General features: G+C 52.6%; 13 protein-coding genes and 1 pseudogene. 9 read left to right on the plus strand and 5 right to left on the minus strand.

Annotated elements, in window-relative coordinates; genetic code table 11:
• Positions 1-930: a 50S ribosomal protein L3 N(5)-glutamine methyltransferase gene (prmB, locus tag EBB_RS20320; RefSeq protein ID WP_192395548.1), complete on the minus strand. Its 930-nt coding sequence runs from the start codon at positions 928-930 to the stop codon at positions 1-3.
• An 88-nt stretch (positions 931-1,018) separates the two neighbouring features.
• Here prmB and EBB_RS20325 point away from each other — a divergent pair, with 88 nt between their 5' ends.
• The 7 genes and pseudogenes from EBB_RS20325 (at position 1,019) to EBB_RS20360 (ending at position 7,651) form a co-directional block, all read left to right on the plus strand.
• On the plus strand, positions 1,019-1,897 hold the full coding sequence (locus tag EBB_RS20325; RefSeq protein ID WP_192395549.1) for an HDOD domain-containing protein: 879 nt from the start codon (positions 1,019-1,021) through the stop codon (positions 1,895-1,897).
• Positions 1,898-2,024: 127 nt separating this feature from the next.
• A complete protein-coding gene (locus EBB_RS20330) occupies positions 2,025-2,369 on the plus strand; it encodes a hypothetical protein (protein WP_192395550.1) in 345 nt (114 codons plus the stop codon).
• A gap of 207 nt (positions 2,370-2,576) precedes the next feature.
• Positions 2,577-3,824, plus strand: a complete 1,248-nt coding sequence (locus EBB_RS20335) for a hypothetical protein (RefSeq protein ID WP_192395551.1) — start codon at positions 2,577-2,579, stop codon at positions 3,822-3,824.
• 94 nt (positions 3,825-3,918) lie between these two features.
• Positions 3,919-5,549 (plus strand): annotated as a pseudogene (locus EBB_RS26095) (IS3 family transposase).
• 162 nt (positions 5,550-5,711) lie between these two features.
• A complete protein-coding gene (locus EBB_RS26870; protein WP_223146885.1) occupies positions 5,712-6,296 on the plus strand; it encodes an inner membrane CreD family protein in 585 nt (194 codons plus the stop codon).
• Positions 6,218-7,075 carry a cell envelope integrity protein CreD gene (creD, locus tag EBB_RS20355; RefSeq protein WP_223146886.1) on the plus strand — a complete coding sequence of 286 codons (858 nt, stop codon included), beginning with the start codon at positions 6,218-6,220 and terminating at the stop codon, positions 7,073-7,075. The genes EBB_RS26870 and creD overlap by 79 nt, the downstream gene beginning before the upstream one ends.
• Positions 7,076-7,135: 60 nt before the next feature.
• A complete protein-coding gene (locus EBB_RS20360) occupies positions 7,136-7,651 on the plus strand; it encodes a metal-dependent hydrolase (protein ID WP_192395554.1) in 516 nt (171 codons plus the stop codon).
• A 3-nt stretch (positions 7,652-7,654) separates the two neighbouring features.
• On the opposite strand, the gene EBB_RS20365 is transcribed toward EBB_RS20360, so the two are convergent.
• Genes EBB_RS20365 through nirB form a run of 3 tightly spaced genes read right to left on the minus strand, consistent with a single transcriptional unit; the run spans position 7,655 to position 11,496 of the window.
• Entirely contained in the window at positions 7,655-8,572 is a 918-nt protein-coding gene (locus EBB_RS20365) for a PhzF family phenazine biosynthesis protein (RefSeq protein ID WP_192395555.1), read from the minus strand.
• Positions 8,573-8,575: 3 nt separating this feature from the next.
• Positions 8,576-8,956 (minus strand): nitrite reductase small subunit NirD, encoded by a 381-nt coding sequence (gene nirD / locus EBB_RS20370; protein WP_192395556.1) that lies wholly within the window; start codon positions 8,954-8,956, stop codon positions 8,576-8,578.
• Entirely contained in the window at positions 8,956-11,496 is a 2,541-nt protein-coding gene (nirB, locus tag EBB_RS20375; protein WP_192395557.1) for a nitrite reductase large subunit NirB, read from the minus strand. Before nirB ends, nirD begins: the two co-directional genes overlap by 1 nt.
• A gap of 430 nt (positions 11,497-11,926) precedes the next feature.
• Between nirB and EBB_RS20380 the strand changes: the two genes are divergently transcribed.
• Both EBB_RS20380 and EBB_RS20385 read left to right on the plus strand, forming a co-directional pair.
• Positions 11,927-13,405, plus strand: coding sequence for an MFS transporter (locus EBB_RS20380; RefSeq protein ID WP_225587640.1), 1,479 nt, complete (start codon positions 11,927-11,929; stop codon positions 13,403-13,405).
• Between the two features lie 2 nt (positions 13,406-13,407).
• The gene (locus EBB_RS20385) at positions 13,408-13,989 is read left to right on the plus strand and encodes an ANTAR domain-containing response regulator (RefSeq protein WP_033156304.1); all 582 of its coding nucleotides are present in this window, start codon (positions 13,408-13,410) and stop codon (positions 13,987-13,989) included.
• 282 nt (positions 13,990-14,271) lie between these two features.
• Here EBB_RS20385 and EBB_RS20390 read toward each other — a convergent pair whose 3' ends face one another.
• Positions 14,272-16,206: a hypothetical protein gene (locus EBB_RS20390; RefSeq protein ID WP_192395558.1), complete on the minus strand. Its 1,935-nt coding sequence runs from the start codon at positions 16,204-16,206 to the stop codon at positions 14,272-14,274.
• Positions 16,207-16,301 lie beyond the last annotated feature (95 nt).

Here is a 16,301-nt window from a genome sequence, read left to right on the forward strand (position 1 = left end):
TTATAAAGCGCTAACAAAAAGTGAGTGATAAAGAGTGACTTGTTCGGCGGTCAGTAAAAACACCCCATCGCCGCCGCGTTCGAATTCCAGCCATTGAAAAGGCACGTCCGGAAACATTTCCTGCAAAGTTTCGGCGCTGCTACCGACCTCGATGATCAGGATACCCTGCTCCGCCAGATAGCGCTTGGCATCGACCAAAATCCGCAACACCAAATCCAAGCCGTGTTCGCCGCCGGTAAACCCCATTTCGGGCTCGGCATGAAATTCGGCGGGCAGACCTTCCCATTCGGCGATGGCGACATAGGGTGGATTGCTGACGATAATGTCGTAAGGCTTGGCCGACAAGTCGTTGAATAAATCGGATTGATAGAGTTGGACTTGGTCTTCCAGATCATGTTTTTCGATATTGATCTGCGCTACGGCTAACGCATCGTCCGACAATTCCACTGCATCCACTTGTGCGTCCGGGAAGGCATAAGCGCAGGCGATAGCGATGCAAGCGCTACCGGTACATAAATCCAGGATGTTGAACACTTGGGTTTCTTCCACCCAAGGCTCGAAGCGTTCGGCAATTAGTTCGGCGATGGGCGAACGCGGCACCAAGACCCGTTCATCTACATAAAAAGACAGGCCGGCGAATATCGCTTCATGAGTTAAGTAGGCGGACGGCTTACGTTCGACGATGCGGCGTTCGATTAAAGACACCACCGCTTGGCGTTCGGCCATGGTCAGTACCGAATCCAGATAGCCGTGATCCAAATCGTAAGGCTGATGCAAGGTATGCAACACAATCGCCGCTGCTTCATCCAAAGGCGTGACCGTGCCGTGCCCCAGAAAAACCTGATGCTCGGCAAACCGGCTGGCAGCCCAGCGAATATAGTCTCTGATGCTGCTGAGGGTTGTGATAACATCCGGGCCTGTTATATTCATAGCGTGTCTATACTTAAAAATACGTTTAAAAATGCAGCAGCGGATTTTAAACCAATCCCCCGTCGCTTGCCCGAATAAAGCACAGTAAATGACCGAGGCCCATTCTCAAGCGCTATCCGCCAAACTGGCAAAGAATCGTCTGTATCAGGATTGTTTTAAATATATGCAATCCGATTCCTTGGCGTTACCGACCATCCCGGATGTCTCGGTAAAAATCCGCCGGGCGATTAACGAACCCAACGCCAACAGCAATAAAATCGCCAGAGTCGTGCAAATCGACCCCAGCATTACCGCGCGCCTGGTCAAAATCTCCAATAGCCCCTTATACCGGGGCCGGCGCAAGATCGAAAGCTGTCCGGAAGCCTTGACGCGTTTGGGCTTGAAAGCCGCGCAAGACATCATCACCGCCTTCGCATTGAAAGCCGTGTTCAACGCCAAATCCCCGGTGATTCGCCGTAAGATGCAAGATCTTTGGGCGCATAGCAGTTATGTGGCGGCGATCAGTGCGGTATTTGCCCACAAAACCCCCGGCTTCGATCCGGACCGAGCCATGTTGGCCGGCTTGATTCACGACATTGGCGTAGTGCCGATTCTGGCTTATGCTGATCGGCAACCGGAGATTGTGGCGAATCCGGGCGACCTGGCTGAAGCGGTACGCGAATTGCGCAGCCCGATTGGCGTGCAAATCATCCGCAAATGGGATTTTCCCAGCGACTTTGAAGACGTGATCATTCATGCCGAAAACTGGCACCGCGACAGCGGCGAAACCGCCAGTTACAGCGATATAGTCATGATTTCCCAATTGCACAGTTTCATTGGCAAGATAGACATCAAACAAATGCCCAAGCTGGACGAATTGCCGGCTTATAAAAAATTGGCCAAAGGCAATCTGGACGCCGATTTAAGCATCAACATCCTTGACCAGGCCAAGGACGAGATCGAGCATATCCGGCAGATGCTGAGCTAAACCGCTCTGAGCTCACGCTGGCAATCTGTTTAAGTTGCGGAATAATTTAGCCATGATTGGATTATCCATTTTGCAATTCGTAGCATTGATTATTCTTGGATTTTTTCTTACCAAAGGAGTTAGCTAGATGAAACTTACATCAACAATCGCAGCCTTGCTGTCCATCCTATTCGCAATCCCGGCGCAAGCTGGCAGTCTAACCAACGGTAGTTGGCAACCCAGCGGCTGCGGCGTAGTGCCTGAGTCACCTACTATCGATGGCGGCAATATCGATGCTTACAATAAAAGCATTGCAGCTATAAACGCCTGGCAACAAAAATCCCGCGATTATTTCGAATGCTTGATCAAAGAAGCCAACACCGATAACGGCATCATCGCTGACCATGCGAATCAGGCTCAGGCCAAATATAGGGAAACAGTCGAAAAAATCGGCGCGGAAGCCGAGGCTGCTAAGAAAAAACTCGATAAATAATAAGCGGGCTGCACTGCCGCACTGCAAGCCGCAGTTGCTGGGGCCAACAGCCATTTTTACCTGAGTTTACAATTCGCGCCCCGATTAAGCCTCCCGAGCAACCGGGATTTATCATAAAATCTCTGCATGACATGCAGCAGCCATTCGCGTAACGCGAGGGCTGCGCTCCCAGACCACCACTCTCTAGCAATAAACACGACCCAAGCCATGAAAAAAGTCGACATCAAGCTGCTGATACTGGCTATCAGCGTGCTTTTAAACGGTTGCGCCAGCTTCGGCAGAGGCATAACCGAAGCCATTCTGGCAAAACAGGATGCAGAAGACACCCGTCTTTGCGAAATCAAAGGCGATAAATTCGAAGGCATCAAACCGCAACTGGAAGTGCATGATCGAAAAATGAAGCTGCTGATGGTGCACGGGGTCGGCAACCACTTGCCGGGTTACTCGACCCAGTTCATGGAAAAACTGGCTAAGGAACTTGATCTGACCGTCACCAGCAGAAATGTCAAAAATATCCGCTTGGCCGATGCAAAAGGTCCAGAGCGACCACTGGGCAATTTGCGTATCCACCGTTATCTGGATGCCAATAAATCTCAGGAAATGCTGTTTTACGAGCTAACCTGGTCGGAGATTAGCGCCAAAGAAAAAGAAGTATTGTCCTACGATAACTCCGGAGAGCAGTCGTTTCGCCGCGCCGAAGTCAACGATCTGTTAAAAAAATTCTCTAACGATACCGGACCGGACCCCATCATTTATCTGGGCGAGAAGCGCGAGGATATTTTGTCGGCATTCGCACAATCCTTCTGCTGGATGATCCACGGCGAGTGGAACAGCCTGCCGGATGACGTCAAGCAAACTTGCTCCACCAAGAACGTCACACCGTTTTACAACGACAGCTACGCCTTCATCTCGCACAGTTTGGGTAGCCGCATCACTATCGACGGCTTGCAACAAATTGCCTCGAAACTGGGTAACGGCGAAACAGCCAGTTACTACACCGCGTTGACCAATGTTTTAAAGAATAAAGAGATACCTATTTACATGATGTCCAACCAATTGCCCATGCTGCAATTGGGGCGCGCCTTGCCGGAAGTGGCGAATCATGCCGACACCTATTGCCAAGCCGACGGCGCCAAATACAATGAACGGATCATGGCGAAAACCTCGGTGATAGCGTTTAGCGACCCTAACGATTTACTTAGCTACGCCATCCCGCACGATTTCGTGAATAAATACCTGGATTCGCGATTATGCGTCAATGTCACCAATATCAATATCAACGTCGCCAGAGTTTATGATGCATTCGGTTTGGGTAAACTGGCTAATCCCATGGATGCCCATATCGGCTACGACACCGACGACCGGGTGATTGCCTTGATCGCCAAAGGCATCGCTAACGAACACACCGCACCTATCGTCAAGGAACGCTGTCACTGGGTGGAAACCATCGATTAAGCTCTTTTAGGGTATGGCTGAAGGCTTAGCCATACCCTGAGTCAGAATAGTTGTCGCCTCAAATTTCCATTCCTTTTGAAATTTGAGATGAACCATGAGCCGTTCCAAAAAGCAGTATTCTGATGCATTCAAAGACCAAGCGTTGGCGAAAGTCTACAGCCGGGGCAACCGATCCATTCAAACGGTTGCCGATGAATGAAACCTGAGCATACATACCCTAAAAACCTGGATGAGCCACACCTCCTCGACCGATCACCGTCCTGTCACAGCCAAGTCCGCCCAGCGGCCTCAAGATTGGCGGCCCGAAGAACGTTTGCTGGCCCTCCAGGAAAGCCATAGTTTGAGCGGCGAGGTGCTGAATGCCTGGTGCCGGGAGCGTGGCGTATTTACCCATCAACTGGCGCAGTGGAAAAGCGAGTTTTGCGCCTCAGCCAGGTTGCGTCCTGATCGCGAAGAAAGCCAGAATCTGCGTAGCCTCAAGGCCGAGAACCAGCGTCTGGCACGCGAACTCCAGCGTAAGGAGAAAGCACTAGCCGAAGCCGCTGCCTTGTTGATCCTGCAAATACCCACAGGGCACAAGAAAAGGTGCGGGCGCTGTTGGGTGGGCGCGGTCGAATGACCTCCCTTCCGCAGCGCCAGCAGCTGGTCGACTCAGTCGCCGAAGCCACGGCGGCCGGTGCTCGCCAGGACCAAGCCTGTGCCGTACTGGGCCTGAGCCCGCGCACCTTGCAACGTTGGCAGGCCGGGGAAACATTGACGGAAGACCGCCGGCCGCAACGGCACTATACGCCGTCGCATGCCTTGAGCGATGCGGAGCGGAGTCACCTCTTGGTCGTCGCGAATTCGGCTGAGTTTGCCGATCTGCCGCCCAGCCAGATTGTCCCGCGCCTGGCCGACCAAGGGATTTATCTGGCGTCCGAATCGACCTTCTACCGCATTCTGAAAGCCGCAAGGCAACTGAAGCACCGCCGTAGCGAGCGCCCCAGCCAGCCCCGTACCCAGCCCAAGGCGCTGACGGCCACCGCGCCGAATCAGCTCTATAGCGGGGATATCACCTATCTGCCGGCGGCGGTCAAAGGCCGGTTCTACTATCTCTACCTGTTCCTGGATATTTTCAGTCGGCAGGTCGTGGGTTGGCAGGTGTTCGAGGCAGAAAGCGGCCAATTGGCCAGCGAGCTGTTACGGGACATCTATCAGCGCGAAGACCTGCGGCCCCAACAGGTCGTCCTGCATTCGGATAATGGCGGCCCAATGAAAGGCGCCACGATGCTGGCCACCCTGCAACGGCTCGGCATCATGCCGTCCTTTAGCAGACCGGCGGTCAGCAACGACAACCCCTATTCGGAATCGTTGTTCAAAACCTTGAAATACCGTCCGCCATACCCGTTGCAACCGTTTGCCGACTTAACGTCCGCCCGGCACTGGGTGGCTGATCTCGTGCAGTGGTATTTATGACCTTCAGGTTACAACCACGAACACCGCCACAGCGCCATCGGCTTCGTGACCCCGGCGCAACGCCATGCCGGCTTGGACCAGGCCCTGCTTGCTCAACGCCAGGCGTTGTACGAACAAGCCAAGGCTCAAAACCCCCGGCGCTGGAGCCGACAGACCCGCCGCTGGAACCGCGTCCATACCGTGTATCTCAATCCTGACCAGGCCGATACGCAAAACTCTGCCAATACCACAAACCAGGAGGCTGCCAGCTACGACAAAATAACCGCATGAATTTTTTACATTGAGGCGACAACTAGCTTGAAATTTTCCGTCCCTCGCATTACGTTCCCGGCATTCCTGCCCACTTCACTCTCGCTTCACATTCCCACCATCATCCGCTCACCTTGCCGGTGCATGCTGTTCATCGTCTTTTAACTTCACGGAATAAATGCGATGCAAAAAAAACTCTGGCAAAAGATCTGCATAATGTTCGGTCTGACTTTGGTGCTGCTAATACCGATAGGCATGATAAAAAATCTGGTGGGCGAACGCGCCGAACGCCAACAACAGACAGTAAGCGACATTGCCGCCAGTTCCGCCGGCCCCCAGCAATTGTTCGGTCCCTTGCTGGTGGTACCTTACACCGAGCGCTGGACGGAAATTATCGACACTAAAGTCGACGGCCAACCCAAGCGCGAACTGATCGAGCATAACGAAAATAGCCTGCTGTATTTTCTACCCGAGCACTTGAATATAGCCGGCGAGCTCGCCACGGAAACCAAGCAGCGCGGCTTGTTCAAAGTGCGGTCTTACGTGCTGAATGTCAGTATCAAAGGCGATATGAAACTACCCGGCGCTTACGGCAATCCCAAGTCGCTGCATAACGGCCAGATCAGTTTCGGCACCCCTTATGCCAGCGTCGTGCTGGGGATATGCGCGGGGTACTGGAAGCGCCCGGTATGGAATGGGGAGGCAAGCAATATGCCTTTGAACAAGGTACGGAATTACCCATGCCCCAAGCCAACGGCATGCACGTGACATTAGATGCGCCGCCGGTCGAGTTTGGCGCCATCAACATGCCGTTTGCCTTCACACTAAAAATCCGCGGCATCGAATCGCTGGATTTTATTCCGGCCGGTAAGCAAACCCGCGTGGAACTGTCTTCTACCTGGCAGCACCCAAGCTTTTACGGCCGCTTTCTGCCCGATCCGCAAACCCAGCAAGTCGGCGAGGCCGGTTTTCATGCGTTATGGTCGGTCGATGCACTGGCGTCAAACGTCGCCGAAAGTCTTTATAAGTGCCAGGCTATCAGTTGTTACGACAGCTTTGGGATCCGCCTGATGGAACCCATCAATGTTTATTCCTTGTCTGACAGAGCCAGCAAATACGGCTTCCTATTCGTCTGTCTGACTTTTGCGGCGATATTCTTGTTCGAAATCCTGAAAAACCTGGCGATACATCCGGCGCAATACGCACTGGTCGGTTTGGCACTGGCGATGTTTTTTCTACTGCTGTTGAGTTTGTCGGAGCATTTGGACTTTGTGCTGGCTTATCTAATCGCCAGTGCCGCCTGCGTAATACTGATCGGCTTCTATCTCAGTGCGGTATTGCGCAGCGCCAAACGCGGCATTAGCGCCGGCGCCTTACTGAGCGGCTTGTTCGGCAGTTTGTATGGCTTATTGGAGTCAGAGGATAACGCGCTGATGCTGGGGTCTTTACTGATGTTTGCCTTGTTGGCCATGGCTATGGTTACCACGCGACGCTTGGATTGGTACGGTCTCGGTCAATCCAGTGCCGATAACGCGGCAATCATTTAAATCCCATTGCTCGGGGCGCTGACTGTCAGCAGCGCTCCGAGCAACATCATCGAGGTAGTTATGATTGTTGCTCATCTTCCGGCCGGCTATATCGTATCGACGCTGCTGTTTAGGCGATTTGCAAAATATGGGGTCACCGGGATAAATTTTCTGCGCGCCGGCATGCTCGGCAGCATCGCGCCCGATCTGGATATGATTTATTTTTATGGTTTCGACCACCGCGCTCACCCACATCACAGTTATTTCAGTCACTTTCCCAGCGTTTGGCTGCTGTTATTAACGATGGCAATCCTGTGTTTTCAGCATTGCCGGCACAAGAAGCTGCCGGTGTTGGCGCTGATTTTTACCGGCAACGGTATGTTGCATATGGTGCTGGATTATATTTCGACCAATATCTACTGGTTGGCCCCTTTCGTAAACAAGCCTTTTGCCTTGATTAAGGTGCCCAGTGTCTACCAGGATTGGTGGCTGAATTTTCTGCTGCACAGATCCTTTGTACTGGAAATTTTGCTGGTGATTTGGGCCACCGGTTTATGGCTTAAGCGTCGGTCAAATAGGCACGAATTGGTCGAATAAACCTTAATCGGGAAGGTGGATCGTTCCCTCGGCAAACAACACGGCTTGGCCACCGACCCTGATGGTCAAGTTCTCCAGGCCTTTGTTATCCATTTCCAAGTGGATCAAGCTGCGGCGAGTGCTTTGATCACCGCGTTCCACCGCAAAAGTATGGGTGCCTTTCTGGGTGTGTTCGAACGAACACAGGTAACAACAAAACGCCGGCATCGCGCTGCCGACCGGCGGATCGGCATGGATGCCGATATTGGGTCCCAGCAAGCGGGCATTGAAGTCCGCTTCCGGGCTTGACGATTTAGGGCAAAACAGCAAAATTTCCTGCGCCGCGGTTTGCGGTGCCGTGGATTGTGCCCAAGCCGCGTAATTAAAGCGGGCTTTGCGTACCGATTCGACATTCCAAACCGGCACCACTAAATAAGGAAACCCGCAAGATACCAGGCGTGGCGAGTATTTTTTATGGTCCAGCTCCGAAAGCTGCAAGCCTAAGAAACTGCAAATTTCATCATCGCTGGGCGCAAAGCGGTCGACTATCGAATCGACGCTACGGCTAAATTGCACCAAACCCGGTTGACCATCCTGACTGGACAGATTAACTTGAATAACGCCGATGTTTTGTTCGAACTCAAGTTTAGTCAGTGGTTCGGTTAACGCCACACCGCCGGACATAGCCAACACATAGGCTGCGGCAATAATCGGATGGCCAGCAAAATTAATTTCGCCTAAAGGGGAAAATATTCGCATCCGCCGGTGCTTGTCGTCATCGGCCTTGTGAAACAGAAATACCGTTTCCGAGAGATTCAATTCCTTGGCGATCTTGGCCATTTTCTCGGCATTCAAGCCGTCAGCCTTCGGTAATACCGCTATCTGCGCACCGTTGAAAACTTGGTCGGTAAAGACATCGGCGATGTAATATTGGTAGTTCACACCTTACTCCATTTCACAGACAGCCAAAGACGGCGATTTTTGTTGTGCAGGCGACGACGCCAGCATCACGGCGACTCTGCCGTTTTCCAGGCGTACTTGATAGGCTGGCACACTGACGCCGGCATCTTCAAAGCACACACCCGTACGTAGATGGAAATGCTGCTTATACATCGGCGACGCAACCATCGGTTCGCCGCCCATGTCGCCTATCATACCTCTCGATAGGACATTGGCCTGGCTAAACGGATCAAAGTTACCGATGGCATAGACCTCCTGCCGGCGTTGCAGGTAAAAAATCGCGATTTGTTTGCCTTTTACTAAGGCACACACCCCGGAATCGGCTTGCAAATCGTCGATGTGACACACATCTATCCACGTACTCATTATGCCGCCTCCTCGATCAATTTGAAATGTTTACGTTCCTGGGCGTTGGCTGGCCTAACTTGGCCCCGCTCCTCGACAAACACCACGTTATCGTCGGTTTGATCGCTGTTGACGAAATGCCGGAAGCGCTTCAGGCGTTGCTCGTCGGCTAAGGTAGTTTTCCATTCACACTGATAGGTGTCGATAACATGCTGCATCTGCCCTTCCAATTGTGCGCCTATACCCAGTCGATCTTCGATGACCACCGATTTCAAATAGTCCAAGCCGCCTTCCATATTTTCCATCCACACCGAGGTCCGCTGCATCCGGTTGGCGGTGCGCACATAAAAAATCAACACCCGGTCGATGTATTTGATTAGCGTTTCTTTGTCCAGATTGGTAGCAAACAAATCGGCGTGACGCGGTTTCATGCCGCCGTTGCCGCACACATATAAATTCCAGCCGTTCTCGGTGGCAATCACGCCAATATCCTTGCCTTGCGCTTCCGCGCATTCGCGGGTGCAACCCGACACGCCGAACTTGATCTTATGCGGCGCGCGGAGCCCTTTGTAGCGATTTTCCAACTCTATCGCCAAACCCACGCTGTCATCGACACCGAAGCGGCACCAGGTACTGCCGACACAGGATTTCACCGTGCGCAAGGATTTGCCGTAAGCATGTCCGGACTCGAAGCCGGCATCGATCAACTCTTGCCAAATTGCCGGTAATTGCTCGACGCGGGCGCCAAACAAATCCACGCGCTGACCGCCGGTGATTTTGGTGTAAAGCTGATATTTTTTGCCGACTTGGCCTATTGCGATCAACATATCCGGCGTGATTTCGCCGCCGGCGACGCGCGGCACCACCGAATAGGTACCGTCTTTTTGCATATTGGCCAGGAAAATATCGTTGGTATCCTGCAAACCAATATGTTCTTTTTTCAGGATGTAGTCGTTCCAATGTGAAGCCAGGATGGAACCGACCGCTTGTTTGCATACTTCGCAGCCCAAACCCTTGCCGTGTTTGTCCAGCAATTCGTCGAAGGTTTTGATTTCTTCCACCATCACTAGGTTATACAAATCCTGGCGGGTATGTGGAAAATGCTCGCAAATATCAGTGCTGACTTCCACACCCAGCTTGGTCAATTCACAATCCAACACCGACTTCAACAAAGCCGAACAGCCGCCGCAACCAGTGCCGGCCTTGGTCTCGGCCTTGAGGCCGCCGAGTGTGGTGCAACCGGCTTCGATTGCGCCGCAAATCTGCCCCTTGCTGACATCGTAACAGGAGCAAATCTGCGCGCTAACCGGTAGCGCATCCGGCCCGAGACCGGCCGATTCACCAGCGAGTTGCGGCAAAATCAAAGAATCCGGATGCTCCGGCAGTTCGATGCCGTTCAAGCAATACTGCAACAAAGTACTGTAAGCGGATGCCTCGCCGACCAATACCGCGCCCAATAGCCGTTTCTGGTCTTGGCTGACCACCAGTCGTTTATAGATTTCGCTGGCGCCATTTTGATAGGTATAGACCATGGCGCCTTGGGTTTTGGCGTGCGCGTCGCCGATGCTGGCCACATCGACGCCCATCAGTTTAAGCTTGGTGCTCATGTCGGCGCCGGTAAAACTGCCCGCTTCCCCTGCCAAATCGGCAACCACTGTGCGTGCCATCGCGTAACCTGGCGCGACCAAGCCGAATATTTGCCCGTTCCACAATGCGCATTCGCCAATCGCATAAATATCCGCGTCGGAAGTGCGGCACTGATTGTCGATGACAATGCCGCCGCGCGGCCCGACTTCCAAACCACAGCCACGGGCGATGTCGTCGCGCGGTCTGATACCGGCCGAGAACAGTACGATGTCGGTTTCCAGCGTTTCGCCGTCGGCGAAATTCATTTTATGTAGGCATTCCGTGCCGTCGTCGATCAACGTGGTGTTTTTGTTTAAATGCACTTTCACATCCAGCGCTTCGATCTTGCGCTTCAACATCGCCCCGCCACCGTCGTCTAGTTGCACGGCCATCAAACGCGGCGCGAATTCGACCACATGGGTATCCAGGCCTAAATCTTTCAATGCTTTGGCGGCTTCCAAACCCAACAAACCGCCGCCGATCACCACGCCGACTTTGGATTTGGCTGCCGCGGTTTTCATCGCTTCTAAATCTTCGATGGTCCGATACACCAGACACTGCGGTCTTTCATGCCCCGGCACCGGCGGCACGAACGGATAAGAGCCGGTCGCCAGTACCAGTTTGTCATAATCAACCACCACGCCATTAGCGGACGTGACTTGCTTACGTTCCCGGTCAATACTGGCAGCCTTGTCGCCTAAATAAATCTCGATGCCGTGCCCGGCAAAGAAACCATCTTCTACTAAGGACAAATCAGCCGCGGTTTTCCCGGAAAAATACTCGGACAAATGCACCCTGTCGTAAGCCGCTCTGGGTTCTTCGCAGAATGTGACAATCCGATAGCAATCTTTCGCGTTGCTGGCGACCAATCCGGCCAGAAAGTTCTGGCCTACCATACCGTTACCTATAACAACCAGGGTTTGTTTCATATTCATCAGGGGCCTCTGTTTACTCAGAATTTATGCAAACGCGCTACACGGCCTGGTGGCGGTAAGGCGATTCAAGGAGCTACTGTCTGGTCGCAATCGCCCGTTTTTACAGCCAAAAAAAAAGGCATCCTGTTCGAATGATTGACTCATTCAAGCAGGACGCCTTTGTCCAGTTTAATACGGGGGTAAAGTCTAACGACGAGACTTGCTAAATCTATAACAAAATTAATGCCAACATTAAAAACCCTTTAAAAACACCGGCTCCCGCCGCCAGGCACTATTTTTTTCGCAAAATTCGCACCCAAATAAGGCAAAGAAACCGGTCGCTTGCACCACTATGGAGCTATGCGACCGCGAATTGCCGGATTTGTCGCCATTGGGTCGTTGGCATATAAACTGCTTAAAAAGACCAAGGAACGACAACCACGGATCATCCATGTCTTTTACGCCTTTTAAATTACTATCCATGCGCGGCAAGGCCAAAGTGCTGCACATGAGCTGGATCGCTTTTTTCATCAGCTTTGTTATTTGGTTCAATCATGCGTCTTTGTTAGTTCTGATCCAGCAAGATCTGGGCATCAGCGAAACCCAAATTGAAATCCTGTTATTGCTGAACGTGGCGCTGACCATTCCGGCTCGAGTCATTACCGGTATGCTGGTGGATAGATTTGGAGCGAAAATAAGTTACAGCGTATTACTGGCGGTTTGCAGCCTGCCCTGCTTCATGTTTGCGGCGGCCGAAAACTTTACCGAACTGGCCTGGTCGCGGTTTTTACTGGGCTTCATCGGCGCCGGCTTTGTGGTGGGCGTGCGCATCATCGGCGACTGGTTTCCGGCCAGCCAGGTCGGTACCGCCGAAGGTATTTACGCCGGCTGGGGCAATTTCGGGTCGGCAGTTGCGGCGATTTTTCTGCCGGGCCTGGCGTTTTATTTCGGCGCCGAACACGGCTGGCGTTCAGCGATTGCCTTGACCGGTGCGATCGCGCTGATTTATTCAGTCATTTATTATTTCAGCGTAGAAAACCTGCCGCCGGAAATTGCCGCCCTGAAAACCCGCCGGCCCATGGCGATGGAAGTTACCAGCATCCGCGATTTGTTTTTATACATGCTGAGTCTGGTGCCCTTGTACGCGACCATCTCCTTGTTGGCGTGGAAACTGTCTACGCCGGCCACACCTGTCCTTACGGAAGGCTGGAATCTGGCTATTCATGCAGTCGTCTGGCTGCTGTTCCTGATCCACGTCTTTCAATTGGTCAACAACAACGCCGACCGCCTCAGCCAACCCATTGCCAGTATCCATCATTATCAATACCGGCAGGTATTCATCCTGGCCATAGCCTATCTGGTTACCTTCGGCTCTAAACTGGCCGTTTTATCGATGCTGCCGATGTTTTTCTTTAAGACATTCAATGAAACCCAAGGCACCAGTATGCTGGATGCCGGGTTCCTGGCCTCTAGTTTTGTGGTAACCAACGTCATCGCCCGGCCGGCCGGCGGCTGGCTCAGCGATAAAATTGGCCGCAAACTGTCCCTGTACCTATTCGTGGCCGGCCTGGCGGGCGGATATTGTTTGATGGCGATGATTTCCGCGCGCTGGACTATCCTGGCAACGGTGGCGGTTACCTTGGTTTGCTCTATATTCATGCAAGCGGCGGAAGGCGCGATATTCGCGTTCGTGCCCCTGATCAAACGCGCCATTACCGGCGAAGTGGCCGGTATTGTCGGCGCCTACGGCAACGCTGGCGCCATCGTTTATTTAATTTTGCTGACCTTCGTCTCCACCGGGCAATTTTTCCTGATCCTGGGCCTGTCCTGTTTCCTGTTATTGGGTTTGATTTACTACCTAGAAGAACCTAAAAACTACATCACCGAAATCATGCCTGACGGCACTTTGCTGAAAATCGCCCTGGATTGAACATGGCAGCGCTTAATGTCTTGGTCGTCGATGAATTCGACAGCGAACCCTTGCTGGAAACCAGCTTGCGCCAGCATGGCTGTGAGGTGGTAACCTTGAAACTTAAAGAATTGGACATGATGCAAATTGTCCAGACCCTGAACCCCGACGTGGTGGTTTTGAATTTGTACGCCCCTAACGAGGCTGTCTTGCGCACCATCGTTGACATCAACCATAACTGCTCGCTGCCAGTCGTCATTTTCGCCGAAGATCAGCAAACCGAGACCATCAACAAGGTCATCAAAGCCGGGGTCAGTGCTTATATAGTCGATGGCCTGGATCCGAAACGCATTAAGGCCATCATCGACATAGCCATAGCGCGTTTCAAGGAACAACATGCCTTAAAAGAAGAATTGAAGAAAACCAAGACCCAGTTGGAAGACCGCAAACTGGTGGATCGCGCCAAGGCGATTTTAATCAAGTCGCAAGGTTACACGGAAGACCAGGCCTATCACGCCTTGCGCAAACTGGCGATGGACCGCAACATCGCCATCGGTGAAATGGCCAAAAACGTCATATCGATGGCGGAGTTGTTCAACAAATAACAACTTGCAGAACAGTCGCGGCGGCTGTTCACCACGTCATTATTTATTAAATATCGTGCCCTTGAGAGTACTGGGCCTGTCGAAGGGCACACCAGCCTGGGCTTGGACGCACTCAGCCCGAACGGAATACCCGTGACAAATAGGTGTGGGTTAATAGTTCGGCATCGCAGCTTTGTCTGCGATGCCGTTAATGCCGGATTTTACAGCTACATCTGCAAACAGTGTATTTCGGCGGAGATGATTCCGAGATGTGCTTGAGTCGCTGAAAAAGCGTCTCTATTGTTACTTCAAGCCGTAAACCTTCAATTGACTGCAAACCGGTAATTGATTGTCCGGCACGCTGCAGTCAGCAGTACCCACCCGATAAATCATTACATACACCCGGCCATTCGCCACCACCGGCGGAATCATCCGCGACATCTTGCCCAAGCCGCCGTTATTATCGTCACCGGTACGGAATAAGCGCTTCAATTGGTTGCCTGGCTCTATCGTGGTGGCATCGTAAGCAATCAACTGGCCTTCGGCGAACTCCTTATTAGCGTCGCCGAATTTGGAAAATACCGCCCAAACGATAGCCGAATCGAAGTCGATGGCGTGTGCAAAATTAGTGGTTGTGGACGGTTTACCAGACACCATCAACAGACCGCCGGGCATGCCGCCAGGCGATTCGACGCCTACCGACGCCATGTCCTCGGCTTCGGCACGGAAGCTTGGCAAATTGCCGTCTACAGTGGAAAAATTGTAGGACTTCAAGCGGGAGTTTTCCCCCCAAACATAGACAATGCCGCCGCTCTGATCGCGTTGCGCCAAGGCCAGTGAATGAATATGGTGCATTTTGTTGTTTTCCGGATCGCCGCAGGGCACGAACCACCCATGATCGCTATGCCCCGAGGCCGGGCATGGCAGGCTGCGATTCAGATGCTGGGCCCGGTCCCAGTTTTCCTGAACGCCGCCCGCAAAGTAGGTTGCCACTAATGGCGGTTTGGACATCAATTGATTGAAACGGTCGTTCCGGCCCAAATTAAGTTTGTCCAAGGAGTAAATGATGCCGTCCTTGGTGCCCTGCAATAACAATCTGGAACCCGGTACCAGCATCGGCCCGGCCGCCCCGAAATCCCAGTCGGCGCCTGCAGCATGCGCTTCCGCCCTGCCGCAAGACACTTCGGAGTTATTGTCGCTCCACAAACACTTGTCGCCGGAAACGCGCTCATCCAGAAACGCTTTGTAAAAATCCACCTTTTCCAGTTCGGGCCGCGCACCGCCGACGCTGGGTTTGAAACGGAGTTTGATCATACTTTCGGCCAAATCGACATCGCCGTTATTTGAAGTGCCGTTAGAGGTAGCAACGTAAATCATGTCGTCTTCAGTGACCGGCGCACCTCCGGCATGCCAGATGCCGGCGCCCCAGGAGTTAAATGAGGTTGCGCAAAAGATGGCAGCTTGTTTGGAATAGCCGCTTTGCCCGAGCAAGGCTCTGGTGTCGTAAGCCACCACGAAACCATGTGGATTTTTCCGGCCGCCCATCAGCGATTCGCCGTTGGCGGCGAATGCCATGACCAAGCCGTTGTTCTCTGTCAACGCCAGTCCGGCGCGCAGTTTGGGATAGACATATTGCTTGGTTTGATTGTTTTGCTTGTACGTCGCACCGGCATCGTTAAACCAGCAGCCGCTGCCTTCCTGCGACTTGCCGAAGATACGTACCGGTTTACTTTTTTGGCTGCCGTTTAGCGGATTTAAGGCATACACCCAGTAATCGCGGAACCGGTTGTCGTTGTTCTTCTTTTGCCAGGAGGCGACAAATAGTGTGTTGGTGGCAGGATCGATTATCGGCGTGGCGGAAATACCCCAGGTGGGCGTGTGTTTCCACATATCCATGTCTTGCGAGCTGATTTCCGGGCCGAGTTTAACGTTATAAACCGTTTCGTTGGTACGGGCGTTAATGCCGATGACGCCGTTCTTCATCGTGGTGATAATCACTAAATCGTCCGTGCCGGCACCCTTTTCGATCACCAAGGGCTGGGTTTCGACTTTGGCGTTGAAATCGTAAGTACGCAGCAGTCCGAACTGCTCGGTATTCACGTTAGTTTTGTTCAGCGTGAACTCTTGATTATTGGCCGCGGTACGAAAATTATTGCCGGCGCGTTGCGTCACGCTAACTGCCAGCGCAGCATTAACCCAAAAAACCGTACAGATAAAACCCAATTGCAGCGTTTTCATGGCTCACTCCCCCAGTTGAATGTCAACTGAGCCTAGAGTGAGCGCAAGTGGCTTGTCAAGTTCTTTAAAATAAAAGCATTTACGGGTTCTGACCT

Origin of the sequence: Methylomonas fluvii (genome assembly GCF_014850975.1) — a bacterium.
Taxonomy (GTDB): domain Bacteria; phylum Pseudomonadota; class Gammaproteobacteria; order Methylococcales; family Methylomonadaceae; genus Methylomonas; species Methylomonas fluvii.